This is a genomic window from Pedobacter sp. SG908 (assembly GCF_011759615.1).
GTDB lineage: Bacteria > Bacteroidota > Bacteroidia > Sphingobacteriales > Sphingobacteriaceae > Pedobacter > Pedobacter riviphilus.
The window spans coordinates 975,442-991,269 of the sequence record NZ_JAAOYY010000002.1; the positions used below are offsets into that span (position 1 = coordinate 975,442).

Genomic DNA, 15,828 nt, shown 5'->3' on the forward strand with positions numbered 1-15,828 from the left:
TTTAAATTTAAGAAAGTTGTTTGATAATTTCTATACATCTTTCTTCAACCTGTCTGCAAACGGGGTTAAATAGGGCATTATCCCAATATGGGTCTGTAACTTCGTCGTTATCAAGAAAAAGTTTAACCTTTTTTCGTTCTTCCTCGCTTTTAGCAAGGTTTTTAACATCGGCTAAATTATTCCTGTCCATAACCAAAATCAGATCGTATTTAGCAAACATAGAGTGGTTAAATTGTTGTGCCCGCTGTTTGCTAATATCGTAACCAAGCGCTTTCGCTGCAGAAATACTCCTGTGGTCGGGGGCTTTGCCGATATGCCAATTGCCTGTTCCTGCCGAAGCAATTTCCCAGTTTAAGTTTTGTTTATCTGCCAGATGGCGCATAATGCCTTCGGCCAGTGGCGAGCGGCAGATGTTACCGAGGCAGACCATTAAAATTTTCAATACTATTTAGATTTATATACAAAAACAAATGTATAAATAATTCCTCCTTGTGGTGGGGTAGAAGTGGTTTGGGTAAGTTTATCTCCACTTAATATGAATGGCGATTGTGGCGCATAAGATAAAAAAATCTGATCGCCATCTCTTCTCCAGGTTTTAATACTTGCATCAGGTTTCAAATCGCAAAGCGCACCATTGGAACCTGAAGTGTATGTGCCATCTTTAGAAAAAGAGATCATAGCGTTACTTATACAACTGCTTGGTCCCATCAGTTCTATATAGTTGGTGCTCGTTTTTTGGCCAATGGTCATTGCTGGGCTAACCGTAACCGATTCGATGCGCCAGTCTTTTTTTGTTAATGTTTTGTCGAGATCTTTTTTACAACCAAATGCCAGACAAACGGTTAAAATCAGTAGTAATTTTTTCATCGGTTTATAATTGTTGTTAGTTTATACCTCATAAACGAACCTCCTGGTTAATACGCTACACAGGCAAAAAAAATGCCCCAAGCTTGGTAACATTGGGGCATTTGATATTTTATCAGAAAGGCTTATCCATAGATATCGTTTAACATTTTCGCCAATCGAACACCACCTTTTAATAACTGCTCGTTAAGGGTGTCAACCCAGTCAAAATTATAACGGTAGCTTAATTTAGTATCAGGTTTGGTGTTTTCATAAATTTTATTGCAAATACCGTACGATTCATAAATGCAATCTTTAAGGTCTGTGTTTTGCCAGTTATACAACTGAATTGCCGAAGGATGATTGATTGCCTTCGCATATTCTGTATAGCTCAACTGCTGATACTCGATAAGCTGTTCATCCCAAACCCTGTGGATATTCGATTTTTCATTGAACCATAATACCGAAATGCGGTTACCGCCCAAATCATCCTTACGTGCAACATGCATAGGCTGGCACAAATCGCCTGCCAGGTGAACCAACATGCGTAGGGCTAGTTTTTTTTCGGCTGCAGTACTGCTTGTTTTTTTTAAAATGGCAATTAAATCAGGGATTTTATTGTAAAGATTAGGTGTTTTTTCAGTGTCCAAAAATTGATATACACCATTTTTATCTAATCCTGCCGGAAGATTAACAAAATGCCAGTTGTACATATAGTTATAGGTAGAATCCGATTTAATAAAATCGCCCCAATTGGCACTCATAGCCAAAGTTTCATAACCTAAAATACTTTGAATAGCCTTGCGTGTTTTAGCCTTTAAATAACTATCGGCAATTTCGCCAACTACGCGATGACCAATTGTACCCCAGGCATTTGCCTGAATAGGTAAATAGGCTAAAAAACCAATAGCTAAAGCAGAGGTTAATTTCTTTTTTATTGATGTTAAAATCATTTTATAATTCTTTTTGTATGCAGGTAATTTTTTCTTTAAGTGTCAGCTTAATTTCACGCTGATCGCTTAAACTTTCCAAAAATAACGAATCTGCAGATTTTTTTTTGATCAGGAAGTTCTTGTCGTACCTGCCGATGCGGTAACATCCCGATATTTTCTGTTTATAGTTAGCATGTGTAAAGGTGGCGCCTATAAATAAAGTATCACCCCTAACCGCATAAACACCTTTGGCATATTCTTTCCAAATACCATTGTTGTAGCAGGAATCTTCGTAAAAATTTACTTTGCTGTGGGTAACCATATCAACATAAACCGAATCGCAGGTAAATTTGAAATGGTGCTGTGTGTAGTTGCTCAGTTTATTGCTAAAAGCGATAGAATCTTCATTCCAAACGCCCTGCATAAAATCTTCGCCTTTACCTTGAATATTAGGTCGCGGACTACAAGCTACATGTAAGATAGACAATGTAAAAAGGATGATGTAGAAATTCTTTAAACCTGGGTGCAGCTTGTTCATTGTACTATTAATCGATGCTTTTAGGAAATTGATCGTGTGTTACAGTATTCTTTTTAATGGTATTGATAATCAGGATTAAAAAGCCGGCTGCAAAACAAAGACTGGCTATAAAGCTAATGACGCCAATTAAGGTATAATATTTAGAAACATCAGTATAAACCAAATGTCTATCTCCTAATAAAAAAGGCATTAAAACACTATAAAATAAGGTTGTTAGTAAAGCGATTCCTGAACCAATGGTCATTAAAATCGCCTCAACAGCAGATTTTTTTGATAAAAAATAACAGCAGGCACCAAATATGATAACTGGCGAAATGATAGATATCAAGTTGACTAATGTAGAGAGTAATGAATTCATTTTGCCTATGTTTTAATTAACCTGTGTTGTAAAGTCGGAGCGTCATGCTGAACTCGTTTCAGCATCTTTTAGTACTGGAAAGATCCTGATCCCGATTTATACCGGGATCAGGATGACTACCGTTTATGTAATTAGCTTATTTCAAGCTGCCAACCATATCTTCCGGCCGAACCCACTCATCAAACTGTTCGTTGGTTAATAATCCCAATTCTACAGCAGCTGCTTTTAAGGTTTTATTTTCTTTATGGGCTTTCTTTGCAATTTTGGCTGCATTTTCGTAACCCACATGCGGATTTAAAGCCGTAACCAACATCAAAGAATTCTGTAAATGTTTCTCAATTTCTGGCAAGTTAGCGGTAATTCCTTCAGCACATTTATCGGTGAAAGAAACACAGGCATCGCCTATTAAACGGGCCGACTGTAAAACATTAGCGGCAATAAGGGGTTTAAATACGTTAAGTTCAAAATGACCTGACATTCCACCTACTGAAACCGCCACATCGTTACCAATTACCTGTGCACAAACCATCGTTAATGCCTCTGGTTGTGTAGGATTAACTTTTCCCGGCATAATAGAAGATCCAGGTTCGTTATCAGGAATCACAATTTCGCCAATGCCGCAACGTGGGCCAGAACTTAACATTCTTACATCGTTAGCCACTTTCATTAAGGCAACTGCCGTACGTTTTAATGCACCAGAAAGCTCTACCATTGCATCATGCGCTGCCAAGGCTTCAAATTTATTTGGAGCGGTAACAAATGGTAATCCGGTTAAATCGGCAATTTTTTTAGCGACTAAAACATCGTATCCTTTTGGGGTATTTAAACCTGTACCCACTGCGGTTCCGCCCAAAGCCAGCTCTGCAACCATTACCAAAGCATTTTTAATGGCTCTGATGCTGTTGTCAATCTGTTGTACATAACCCGAAAATTCCTGGCCTAAAGTAAGAGGCGTAGCATCCATAAAGTGGGTACGTCCGGTTTTGGTAATTCCAGCAAATTCCTCAACCTTTTTAGCCAAAGCGTTTCTTAAATGGGTTAAGCCAGGAATGGTATTTTCTACAGTAAGTTTATAGGCTGCAATGTGCATTGCAGTTGGGTAAGTATCGTTTGATGACTGTGATTTATTTACATCATCATTAGGGTGAAGTACTTTTTTATCGTCAGCTAATGAACCGCCGTTAATCACATGAGCACGATTTGCGATTACTTCGTTACCATTCATGTTGCTTTGTGTGCCAGAACCAGTTTGCCAGATTACCAAAGGGAATTGATCATCTAACTGTCCTGCAATAATTTCATCACAAGCTTTAGCAATTAAATCGGCTTTTTCTGCTGATAATACGCCCAGTTCGGTATTAGCAAGGGCAGCCGCTTTTTTCAGATATCCAAAAGCGTGGATAATTTCTTTTGGCATCGAACCTTCCGGCCCGATTTTGAAGTTATTGCGTGAGCGTTCGGTTTGTGCACCCCAGTATTTGTCGGCTGGTACCTGCACCTCGCCCATGGTATCGTGTTCTATTCTGAAACTCATTATATTTTTGATTTTTGTTGTCGCAAATTTAGGTTTTTTGCCTTTTAAAGCGTTGGATTTATGTAAGATATTTAATGGATAAGAAAATATATCGCCGAAATGTCTCTATTCCTTTTTATTCTTCATCATTAATGTACAAACTTTTATCCTGGTTAGCCGCTTCTACCAATGGAATCATATTCATACCTTTACCGCAAATATGCAGGGATTAGTTATTAAATCTACAGGGAGCTGGTATAGTGTTTTGGCCGATAATGGCGAACGCTATGATTGCCGGATTGTAGGGAAATTTAGGATTAAAGGACTTAAAACCACCAATCCGATTGCGGTTGGCGACAGGGTGAAATTTGATCTGGAACGGGATAGCAACCAGGGTTTGATACACGAAATGTTGCCCCGTAAAAACTATATCATCCGCAAATCAATCAACCTGAGCAAGCAGGCGCAAATATTAGCTGCTAATTTGGATATGGCCATGTTGGTGGTTACACTTGCTTCGCCCCGTACTTCTTTGGGTTTTATCGATCGTTTTTTGGTTACTGCAGAAGCTTATGATGTGCCCGCTGTATTGGTATTTAATAAACTCGATCTTTTTAGTAAAGAGGGGTTAGAAATTCTCCAGGAGTTTAAAGATATTTACGAAAATATCGGCTATGCCTGTTACGAAGTTTCTGCTTTAAAGGGTATTAACATTCCTGTTATTCAGGAGTTGATTACCGATAAGATTACCTTAATTTCTGGACATTCGGGAGTAGGGAAATCAAGTTTGATCAATGCTTTAATGCCCGATCGTGATTTAAGAACAGGAGAGGTATCGGATTGGAGCGATAAAGGGCAACATACCACCACTTTTGCCGAAATGTTTGAATTACCACAAGGCGGTTTTATTGTAGATTCTCCCGGTATCAGAGAACTTGGTGTAATAGACATCGAAAAAGAAGAATTGGGCCATTTTTTTAGAGAAATCTTTAAAACTTCGCACAATTGCCGCTTTAATAACTGCAGGCATATTAACGAACCAGGCTGTGCCGTTATTGAAGCCGTAAATGAAGGTGAAATTGCGGTTTCAAGATATGAAAGTTACCTGAGTATTTACCACGGAAACGATACGCGACATTAGCCTCCAGCCCCTGAAAGGTGCTGAAAAGTTGAATAAATTAATAACTATTACTAAATATATGGAGATTCCCCTTTAGGGGATTTAGGGGCTATGAAATTCAAATTAGGAGATTTTGTGCGTTTTGTTGATGAGAAACGTGAAGGTTATGTAACCAAAATTATCGATGCGCAAACTTTAGGGGTTACCGATGAAGATGGTTTTGAGATACCTGTTGCGGTGAGTAATTTAACTTCTGTACATGGCCATGGTGTGGTAGCTGAAGAATTAGATGCGCCAAAACCCATCCAGGTAAATATCCCCAGCATTAACAAAATCGAAAATGGTATTTATATAGCTGTGGCTACCGATGATAAGGCTGGTAATGTAGTGCATTTTCACCTGCAGAACCATTCTCCAAATATTTTACTCGTAAGCTTAATCACCGAGCGTAAAGAAAAATATGCGGGTGCTTTTCATGGGATAATTGAATCTTATGGCTCCACTTTAGTTTATTCTGCTTCCTTGGCCGATCTTGATCTTTGGCCAGAATTTAATTTTCAGGTTTTAGTGTTTAGCAAAGCTGATGTAAAACCTATCGATCCATTGGTAATCCGTAAAAAGTTTAGGGCAAAAGATTTTAGTACAGAGCAAAAGGAGTTACCTCAATTAAAAAACAAAGGTTGGTTGATCCGTTTGGATGATCTTGTTCCGGTAACCATCGATCCACAGAAGTTGAAGGAAAGTTTTTTCAAATCAACTGAAGAGAAAAAAACGGTAGCAGCCCCTCAAAAAGAAATCGATCTGCACATCGAGAAACTAAGAGACGACCATCATTTTTTAGAAGCGGATGAAATGTTACAGATACAGATCAATCATTTTCAAACTGCAATGGATGCAGCAGTTGTACATCATTTCGATAAGATCGTTTTTATCCATGGTTCGGGCAACGGTACCTTAAGAGATAAAATTCATAAATTAATTAGCAAAAATCCCCATGTAAAAACATATATGGATGCCAGGAAAGAAAAATTTGGTTATGGGGCTACAGAAGTGGTTTTTAAGTAACGGAGAAGAGTATTTCTTATGCGACCCGTCATTCTGAACTTGTTTCAGAATCTACCCAATGGATTAAACATTCTTCACCATTTTCAGAACGACAAGAAGATCAAGGTATGCTTTTTGCAACAATGTAATTTCTTTTTATAAAAGATTAAAACTAGCTTTGCCGCAATTAATGAAACACCTGGTTACCATATCGCTTGTATTTTTTAGCTTAACACATTTGGCAAAAGCCGAACGTGTTGAAGGGTTAAGGATATTAAACGAATATTGCAATGAGCATAATATTAGCGTTAATGCAAGCGGCAAAACCTCGGTTCAACTAAACGAAGACCGTAACCCTTATTTATTATCATACACCACTTTAGCTTTAATCGGAACCCAAACCCCATTAAAAGTTGCAAAATATGTGAGTGTAAACCAGGTGATTGCTGATTTAACAATCAGGAAAAAACCGAAGAACAACAGCCCCTAAATTTTTTCGGAAAGATCTTTTTAGAAGATTTTATGCCCCATTTATATCAACAACTGCCAAACTGACTTAAGAAAGACAATGGCTTGGTTGTTGTAACACACCATTTTTCAATAATAAATACGATTTAAAATATTATAATGTTAGGATTTTTAGCGAAGATTTTCGGAAGTAAATCAGAAAGAGATATAAAGGCTATTCAGCCATTGGTTGTTAAAATTAACGAACACTACAGTAAACTGTCTGCGCTTAGCAACGACGAGTTACGTGGTAAGACCACAGAATTTAAAGACAAGATTTCTAGTTTTTTAACCGCTATTGACGAGAAAATTTCGGCACTAAAGGCTGAAGCAGAGAGCGAAGATTTAGATCTTCACCAAAAAACAGCAATTTATGATCAGGTTGATGCCTTAGGTAAAGAGCGCGACACAGAGTTGGAGAAAGTACTTTTGGAAATCCTTCCAGAAGCATTTGCTGTAATTAAAGAAACTTCACGCCGTTTAAGCGAAAACGATTATTTAGAGGTTACCGCAACCCAGTTTGATAGAGATTACGCGGCAAGAAAAAACAATGTTAAAATTGTTGGCGATAAGGCGCAATGGGCTAATAAATGGGATGCTGCTGGAACAGAAGTGGCCTGGAACATGGTACATTATGATGTACAGTTAATTGGTGGTATTGTATTACACAGCGGTAAAATTGCCGAAATGGCTACCGGTGAGGGTAAAACCCTGGTAAGTACATTGCCGGCTTATTTAAATGCGTTGGCCGGACAGGGTGTACATATCGTAACGGTGAATGATTATCTGGCTCGTCGTGATAGTGAGTGGAATGGACCATTATTCGAGTTTCACGGCTTAACTGTTGATTGTATTGATAAACATGAGCCGAACTCTGAAGAAAGAAGAAAAGCTTATGCCGCAGATATTACTTACGGAACCAATAATGAGTTCGGGTTTGATTACCTGCGTGACAATATGTCGCAGACGCCTGATCAATTGGTACAGCGCAAGCTGCATTTTGCAATGGTGGATGAGGTCGATTCGGTTTTGATTGATGACGCCCGTACGCCTTTAATTATTTCTGGACCGATTCCACGCGGAGATGAACATGAGTTTTATGAATTAAAACCACGTATCGAACGTTTAGTGAATGCACAGAAAGCTTATGTAACACAAGCATTAAACGAAGCGAAAAAGTTAATCAACGCAGGTAACAGCGGAACCGAAGAAGGTGAAGGCGGTTTAGCTTTATTACGTGCATACCGTGGTTTGCCAAAAAACAAAGCTTTAATTAAATTTTTAAGTGAAAGCGGTGTGCGTGGTCTGTTGTTGAAAACAGAAAACCACTATATGGCAGATCAGTCTAAGAATATGCCAAAGGTAGATTCTGAATTGTATTTCTATATCGATGAGAAGAATAATCAGGTTGAATTAACTGAAAAGGGTATTGAGTTAATTACTCAATCGGGTGAAGATCCACATTTCTTCGTATTGCCAGATGTTGGTACCGAAGTAGCAGAATTAGAAAAATCTGATCTTCCTTTAGAAGAAAAAGTGATTCAAAAAGACGCTTTAATGCGCGATTATTCTGTTAAAGCAGAACGTATCCATTCGGTTAACCAATTGTTAAAAGCTTATACTTTATTCGAGATTGATGTGGAGTACATCATTGATGAAGGAAAGATTAAAATTGTTGATGAGCAAACTGGCCGTATTATGGATGGCCGCCGTTATTCTGATGGTTTACACCAGGCAATTGAGGCTAAAGAAAATGTAAAGGTTGAAGATGCTACCCAAACTTATGCAACCGTAACCTTACAGAACTATTTCCGTATGTACCACAAACTTTGCGGTATGACAGGTACAGCTACAACAGAAGCTGGCGAGTTTTGGTCGATCTATAAATTAGATGTGGTTGAAATTCCTACCAACAGAAATATTTCGAGGATTGACGAGCAGGATTACGTTTATCGTACCGTTCGTGAAAAATATAATGCTGTTGCAGCAGAGATACAATACCTTGTTTTCCCATATTCTCATTACGAGACTGAATACGAAACTGATAAAGAAGGTAATGTAAAACAGAAAGATGGAAAACCGATTATTAAATATGATCAAACTGGCAGACCAGTACCTAAATTAGATGCCAAAGGCGGTTTGATCCCTGCGGTGAATCCTGAAACAGGGCAATTGGAGCCAAAAGCTGGCCGTCCGGTATTAGTGGGTACAACCTCTGTAGAGATCTCAGAGCTGTTAAGCCGTATGCTTAAACTCCGTGGTATTAAACACAACGTATTGAATGCTAAAATGCACCAGAAAGAGGCCGATATTGTTGCCGAAGCTGGTCAGGCAGGAACGGTAACTATTGCAACCAACATGGCTGGTCGTGGTACCGATATTAAATTGGGTGCAGGTGTTAAAGAAGCTGGCGGTTTAGCTATTGTAGGTACTGAGCGTCACGAATCCCGCCGTGTAGACAGGCAGTTACGTGGTCGTGCAGGTCGTCAGGGCGATCCAGGTTCTTCACAGTTCTTTGTTTCATTGGAAGATAACTTAATGCGTTTATTTGGTTCAGAGCGTATCTCTGGTATCATGGTACGTATGGGTATCGAAGATGGGGAAGTGATCCAACACTCTATGATTACCAAGTCTATCGAGCGTGCACAGAAAAAAGTAGAAGAAAATAACTTTGGTATCCGTAAACGTTTATTGGAGTACGATGATGTGATGAACTCACAACGTACCGTAATTTATGCTAAACGTAAAAACGCTTTATTTGGCGAACGTTTAGATGTAGATATGAACAACATGGTTTTCGATGTTGCTGAAGATATCGTAAGTGAATATAAACAAGAAGGAAATTACGATGGTTTCAAACTGGAAGTAATCAAAAACTTCTCTTTAGATACAGCCATTACCGAAAAAGAATTTTCTTCAACCAATATCCCTCAGTTGACTGAAAAGTTATTCGAAGAAGCAGAAGCATTTTATGCACGTAAATCTGAAGCGATTATCCAGCAATCATTACCAGTTTTAACGCAGGTTTATCAAGAGCGTGGCGAGCACATCGAACAGATTGTGGTTCCGTTTACCGATGGCATCCGTGGTATTCAGGTGGCGGTTGATTTGAAGAAAGCAATCGATAATAAAGGAAAAGAAGTAGTTCGGTCATTCGAAAAAACCATTGTTTTAGCCTTAATCGATGATAGCTGGAAAGAACATTTACGCGAAATGGATGATTTGAAACAATCGGTACAAAACGCGGTTTATGAGCAGAAAGATCCGTTGGTAATTTATAAAATGGAAGCTTTCAACTTGTTTAAAAACATGCTTAACGCGGTAAATAAAGAAGTAGTAAGTTTCTTATATAAAGGTGGTATCCCGGTTCAGCAAGAGCCAGATCAGGTAAGAGAGGCGCCAGCTCCGGTAAAACAGCCAAAGTTGCAAACTACTAAACAAGAGTTTGGTAGAGAAGAGCCAGGTATCGAGTTTGGCGATACGCGTGAGGCTGTTCCACAGCAGCCAATCCGTAAAGAAGCAACTGTTGGCAGAAATGAACCTTGCCCATGCGGTAGCGGCAAAAAGTACAAAAATTGCCACGGCGCTAATTTATAATCAAGATATATAATGTTTTACCAAGCCTCAACAAATGTTGGGGCTTTTTTTGTAACTAAATTTTTAATTCTCAAATTAACGCTTATATTTAGGGGCGGTCAATTTGAAATCGGTAGGCAATTTCTTAATGACCAATAAACTTAAAAATGGAGTCTGGCAACCATCAAAAACGGGGCGTAACCGAAAGGCCATAAGAGTAGGAAATACACACACAAACACACACAAATGAAAAGAATTTTTAACATTGCCGCTGTTTCAGCGACATTGCTGCTATCAAGCTGCGCCACTATTTTTACGGGTACAAAACAAACCGTTCAAATCAATTCTAATCCTCCAGCCGCTACTATCGAAGTAGATGGGGTTAAAGCAGGGGTAACGCCCATGGCCGTACCTCTAAAAAAAGGATTTACAGGGCAAACCATCTCGTTGAAACTTGATGGTTACGAAACCAAAACATTCCAGCCCGTAACTACTTTTAACCCTGTCGCCGTACTAAACTTATTGGGTATGATCGGTTGGGCTGTTGATGCCGCTACAGGTGCAATGATGAAATATGATCCAAAAGTTTATGAATTTACGTTAGAACCTAAGAAGGCGAATTAATTAATCGCTTAATGGTTATAATTCTAAAAGCCGGATTTCGAAAGGAATCTGGCTTTTTTTATTACTTTCATCACATAAGTTGATCGTCATTTCGACTGAAGCATGCCGATTTTTCCTCGGCAGTGGAATGGAGAAATCTTTTTCGAGAAACTTATTTTCGGCCGTACTTTAGAAATCTTTGAATTAACCTTGGCCGATTACCTATTTTAAAAGATTTTGCTTCGCAGAGCCTTCGGGTTTTCGATCTCACTGCGTTTCGCTCGAAATGACAAACCGAAAAAAAATCTACCCAAATAATAACTATTTGCTTAACCCATAAAGAATGCCGATTTTTGTAGCGATTTCGGCATTCTTGTTGTTAAGAAGAAATGAGATGATATTTTATTCATCTGCTCACTAAATGCAGGGGTTTGTACACATGAAAACAATACTAACTTTTATATGCTGTTTGTTCCTTTTTTTTAATGCTTTTGCGCAAAAAGGAGAGGTAACTGTTATAAAAGATCCTTTAATTGATAGTTTAATTGCCAAACGGTTACAGGTTTATAAAACTTCTGGCGAGGTAAAACCAGGTAAGCCGATTGTTTCGGCCTATGGTTACCGGGTGCAGATTTTTTATGGCTCAGATCGGCGCGAAGTTTTTAGCGAACAGGCCAGGTTTAAAGGTCTTTATCCTAAATTAAATACTTATCTTGTTTATAAAGAACCTAACTATTATGTTCGTGTTGGCGATTTTAGAACACGCTTAGAAGCACAACGCCTTATAAATGAACTCAGACCAAACTTCCCTACACTGTTTATTTTTAGGGAGAAAATTAATGCACCAAGTTTAGATACCACAACAAGTAATGATCAAAAATAAAATCCAAGAATTAGCCAATAACATTTTTAATGATGTTGTAGGCTATCGTCAACATATTCATGCCAATCCTGAATTATCTTTCAAAGAATTCGAAACTTCATTGTTCATCAAGGATAAATTGAAAAAATGGGGAATTGAATATACCGACTGTGCCAATACCGGTGTGGTAGGTTTAATTAAAGGTAACCAACCATCTGATAAAGTTATTGCCTTACGTGCCGATATGGATGCTTTACCTATCCACGAAGCAAACGACAAACCTTATCGTTCTAAAAATCATGGCGTAATGCATGCCTGCGGACATGATGTGCATACGTCTTCACTTTTAGGAACAGCGTATATTTTAAACCAACTGAAAGATGATTTCGGAGGAACAATTAAATTAATCTTTCAACCTGCCGAAGAGTTGTTGCCGGGTGGGGCGAGCATCATGATTAAAGAAGGTGTACTGGAGAATCCAAAACCTGATTATATCGTTGGTCAGCACGTAATGCCATTGATTGATGCAGGTAAAGTAGGTTTTCGTTCCGGTATTTACATGGCTTCAACCGATGAATTGTATGTTACTGTAACCGGAAAGGGGGGGCATGGCGCCCAGCCCCATCAAAATATCGATCCTGTTTTAATTGCATCGCATATTATTGTTGCCCTTCAGCAAATTGTTAGCCGTAATGCCGATCCACGTTTACCATCAGTGCTATCTTTCGGTAAGGTAATTGCCAACGGGGCTACTAATGTAATTCCAAATGAGGTAAAAATTGAAGGTACGTTTAGAACCTTAGATGAAAATTGGAGAGATGAAGCGCACAAACGTATGAAAAAAATGGCTGAAGGAATGGCCGAGAGTATGGGGGGAAGCTGTGATTTTGATATCCATAGAGGTTATCCGTTTCTAATCAACGAAGAAAAACTAACCGCAAATGCAAGAACCTTCGCCGAAGAATTTTTGGGTAAAGACAATGTAGTTGATTTAGATATCTGGATGGCCGCTGAAGATTTTTCTTTCTACTCGCAGGTAACAGATGCATGTTTTTACCGTTTAGGTACTGGGAATGCAGCAAAAGACACACAATATTCTGTTCATACACCAAAATTTGATATTGATGAGGATGCTTTGAAAATATCAACAGGCTTAATGGCTTATATTGCTTTAAAACAACTAGGGAACTAAAGATGTAAAATGGAGGATGTGGGATGGATGAAGGAGTTAAATTCCCCATCTTCCGCAATACATTCCCCATTGTTCTTCTTTCATTTTACCTTTTACATTTACCTTCCATGAAAAAAATATTTTTCTATATACTATTTACGTCGCTCTTCTATAAAGGTTTTGCACAGGAAATCAACCGTTTTAATCCTGATACAGTTAAAACCATTACACTCGATTCGGCAGTAAATATTAAGGCCGAAAAGTTGAATGTAGAAACATTTATCAGAAAGGTGATGTACGATACTTCCTTTTATCAGTCGTTCAGGGATATGAAACGTTATACTTTTATTGCCGAAAACAGGATTTACAGTTACGATAAAAAGAACAAAGTTGATGGGAAAATTTACCGTAAAATCCGCCACAACAATAGTGGCCCCTATAAAATGGAGTATTTGGTAAAACAGGATACCGGGAAAATTTATAAGAAAAATGGCAAATACCAGCTTTATACCGTAGAAATGTTCGATTACATTTTTATGAATGCTTATAATACTGATTTTGTACCCAATGCACCCAAGCCTGATGGAAAGGGGGGAACAAACGAAAGTTATAAAGACAAGCTCAAAACATTAATATTTAATCCTGGCCGTCCGGTAAAAGTGCCTTTTATTGGTAGTAAAACTGAAATATTTTCGGCCAATATGCGCCAATATTATGATTATGGCTTCACCAGCGGTACTTATCTCGATTCTATTCCCGTGTATCGTTTCAAGGTTTCAGTTAAGCCCGATTTAAGTAGCTGGACAAAAGATGGCATCATGATAAAAGAACTGGTTACCATTTTCGATAAACGGAATTTTAATATTCTTGGCCGTTACGTTGATATGAAGTACAGCAATATGCTCTTTGATTTTGATGTGCAAATGAATATAGAAATGGGCTATTTCGGAGAAGATAAATTGCCAACCAAAATTACTTATCAGGGCAATTGGGATTATCCTTTCAAAAAAGAAGAAAGGGCAAGTTTTTTAATCATACACAAAGATTATAAACTCGAAAAGGGTAAATAAGGATTTAGGATAACGGTCGCATAGGGGTAAAGAGTAAAAAATAATCACTATGAATAAATATTAATCGAACTCAGGTTATTATCTTTAAACGATTATTTAAACCGATAAATATGCAACTCTTTTCTTCATTGAAATTTAAAATATCATTAGTTTTATCATTGTTTTTGGGTGTTCACGTGCAGGCACAGGTGCTCACTTCAAAACAGATCGATAGTGTTGTAGAAAAAACATTAACAACCTTTAATGTTCCTGGAATTGCAGTTTCTGTAATCAAAGATGGTAAAATTATCCATTTAAAGGGTTATGGTATCAGCTCCATCAAAACCAATAAAAAAGTTGATGAAAATACCCTTTTTGGCGTGGCATCAAATACAAAGGCTTTTACAGCGGCCGCTTTAGGTATGCTGGTTGATGAAAAGAAAATTACATGGGATACAAAAGTTACTGATGTAATTCCGGAGTTTAAGATGTACGATGCCTACGTAACCAGCGAATTTACCATCCGCGATCTGCTTACGCACCGGAGTGGTTTAGGCTTAGGGGCTGGTGATTTAATGATCTGGCCAGATTCTTCGACCGTTGATAAAAAGCAACTGATCCATAATCTCCGCTATTTGAAACCGGTTTCGTCTTTCCGTACCAAATACGACTACGATAACCTGATGTATATTGTTGCTGGTGATGTAGTGGCAAGAGTTTCAGGTATCACCTATGAAGATTTTATAGAAAGCAGGATTATTAAACCATTGGGCATGACCAAAACGGCAGCTTCATGGTATCGCTTAAAAGATAAATCGAATGTAATTGATGGCCATGCACCTTACCAAGGGAAACTGCTTCCAGTAGGTTTAAGCTTTGGAGAGATTGCCAATGCCGCTGGCGGAATTTATTCGAATGTAACCGATATGAGCAAATGGGTAATGGCGATGATTAATGGCGGGAAATACGGTGAAGCATTAGAAAAGAAATTATTCAGCCCTGCGGTAGCAAGAGAACTTTGGACCCCACAGACTATTATTGCAGGTGGTAATCCAGCAGCTTTTAGTAGTTATGGCCTAGGTTGGTTTTTGAGTAATGTAAATGGCAATTTTCAGGCAACACATACAGGTGGCCTATCAGGAATTGTAACCCAGGTAACGATTATCCCAGAGATAAAATTGGGAATCATTGTATTAACCAATCAGCAATCTGGAGCTGCTTTTAATGCCATTACCAATTCGATCAAAGATGGTTATCTCGGAATTAAAGGGCAGGATCGGATTAAAACCTATAATGATAACAGGCTTAAGAACGAAAAACAAGCCGATGAAATCGTGAGCAAAGTTTGGAACGATATTGCAGCCCAAGAAAAATTAGCAACGACTAAGCCTGATGCGAAAAATTATTATGGTACTTTCCACGATGCCTGGTTTGGCGATGTAACCGTTAGTGAGGTGAACGGCAAGATGCATTTTCAGGCTAAAAACGCGCCAAAATTAAAAGGCGATATGACCTACTTCAAAGGAAATACCTTTATTGTAAAATGGTATGACAGAAGTTTGGATGCCGATGCTTTTGTTAATTTTAGTTTAGATCATAATGCTTTGGCTGATGGATTTAAAATAAGTGCGATCTCGCCGTTAACTGATTTTAGTTTCGATTTTCAGGACCTGGATTTTAAAAAGACCGAAAAAAAATAACCCTAACCAAAT

The 15,828-nt window shown here is 38.3% G+C and carries 15 protein-coding genes; 9 read left to right on the plus strand and 6 right to left on the minus strand.

What is annotated here, in order from left to right; translation table 11 throughout:
- Positions 1-7: 7 nt before the first annotated feature.
- From FHT21_RS19220 to fumC, 6 genes are all read right to left on the minus strand, one after another.
- Positions 8-442 (minus strand): low molecular weight protein-tyrosine-phosphatase, encoded by a 435-nt coding sequence (locus tag FHT21_RS19220; RefSeq protein ID WP_167296336.1) that lies wholly within the window; start codon positions 440-442, stop codon positions 8-10.
- 2 nt (positions 443-444) lie between these two features.
- Entirely contained in the window at positions 445-867 is a 423-nt protein-coding gene (locus tag FHT21_RS19225; RefSeq protein ID WP_167296337.1) for a hypothetical protein, read from the minus strand.
- A gap of 122 nt (positions 868-989) precedes the next feature.
- The gene (locus FHT21_RS19230) at positions 990-1,796 is read right to left on the minus strand and encodes a S1/P1 nuclease (RefSeq protein ID WP_167296338.1); all 807 of its coding nucleotides are present in this window, start codon (positions 1,794-1,796) and stop codon (positions 990-992) included.
- Position 1,797: 1 nt separating this feature from the next.
- Positions 1,798-2,313, minus strand: a complete 516-nt coding sequence (locus FHT21_RS19235; protein WP_167296339.1) for a fumarate hydratase — start codon at positions 2,311-2,313, stop codon at positions 1,798-1,800.
- Positions 2,314-2,320: 7 nt separating this feature from the next.
- Positions 2,321-2,671: a hypothetical protein gene (locus FHT21_RS19240; protein ID WP_167296340.1), complete on the minus strand. Its 351-nt coding sequence runs from the start codon at positions 2,669-2,671 to the stop codon at positions 2,321-2,323.
- Positions 2,672-2,807: 136 nt separating this feature from the next.
- Entirely contained in the window at positions 2,808-4,205 is a 1,398-nt protein-coding gene (gene fumC, locus FHT21_RS19245; protein ID WP_167296341.1) for a class II fumarate hydratase, read from the minus strand.
- Between the two features lie 199 nt (positions 4,206-4,404).
- On the opposite strand from fumC, the gene rsgA reads away from it, so the two are divergent.
- The 9 genes from rsgA to FHT21_RS19290 all read left to right on the plus strand — a co-directional run bounded on the left by rsgA (position 4,405) and on the right by FHT21_RS19290 (position 15,816).
- Positions 4,405-5,325, plus strand: a complete 921-nt coding sequence (gene rsgA, locus FHT21_RS19250; protein ID WP_167296342.1) for a ribosome small subunit-dependent GTPase A — start codon at positions 4,405-4,407, stop codon at positions 5,323-5,325.
- A gap of 90 nt (positions 5,326-5,415) precedes the next feature.
- On the plus strand, positions 5,416-6,369 hold the full coding sequence (locus FHT21_RS19255; RefSeq protein ID WP_167296343.1) for a Smr/MutS family protein: 954 nt from the start codon (positions 5,416-5,418) through the stop codon (positions 6,367-6,369).
- Between the two features lie 169 nt (positions 6,370-6,538).
- The gene (locus tag FHT21_RS19260) at positions 6,539-6,838 is read left to right on the plus strand and encodes a hypothetical protein (protein WP_167296344.1); all 300 of its coding nucleotides are present in this window, start codon (positions 6,539-6,541) and stop codon (positions 6,836-6,838) included.
- A 137-nt stretch (positions 6,839-6,975) separates the two neighbouring features.
- Entirely contained in the window at positions 6,976-10,452 is a 3,477-nt protein-coding gene (locus FHT21_RS19265) for a preprotein translocase subunit SecA (protein WP_167296345.1), read from the plus strand.
- Positions 10,453-10,677: 225 nt separating this feature from the next.
- Complete coding sequence (locus FHT21_RS19270) at positions 10,678-11,055, plus strand: PEGA domain-containing protein (protein WP_167296346.1); 378 nt, start codon at positions 10,678-10,680, stop codon at positions 11,053-11,055.
- 418 nt (positions 11,056-11,473) lie between these two features.
- Complete coding sequence (locus FHT21_RS19275; RefSeq protein WP_167296347.1) at positions 11,474-11,917, plus strand: SPOR domain-containing protein; 444 nt, start codon at positions 11,474-11,476, stop codon at positions 11,915-11,917.
- Positions 11,904-13,088 (plus strand): M20 family metallopeptidase, encoded by a 1,185-nt coding sequence (locus tag FHT21_RS19280; RefSeq protein ID WP_167296348.1) that lies wholly within the window; start codon positions 11,904-11,906, stop codon positions 13,086-13,088. The genes FHT21_RS19275 and FHT21_RS19280 overlap by 14 nt, the downstream gene beginning before the upstream one ends.
- A gap of 107 nt (positions 13,089-13,195) precedes the next feature.
- Positions 13,196-14,137: a hypothetical protein gene (locus tag FHT21_RS19285; protein ID WP_167296349.1), complete on the plus strand. Its 942-nt coding sequence runs from the start codon at positions 13,196-13,198 to the stop codon at positions 14,135-14,137.
- Positions 14,138-14,247: 110 nt separating this feature from the next.
- A complete protein-coding gene (locus tag FHT21_RS19290; RefSeq protein ID WP_167296350.1) occupies positions 14,248-15,816 on the plus strand; it encodes a serine hydrolase in 1,569 nt (522 codons plus the stop codon).
- Positions 15,817-15,828 lie beyond the last annotated feature (12 nt).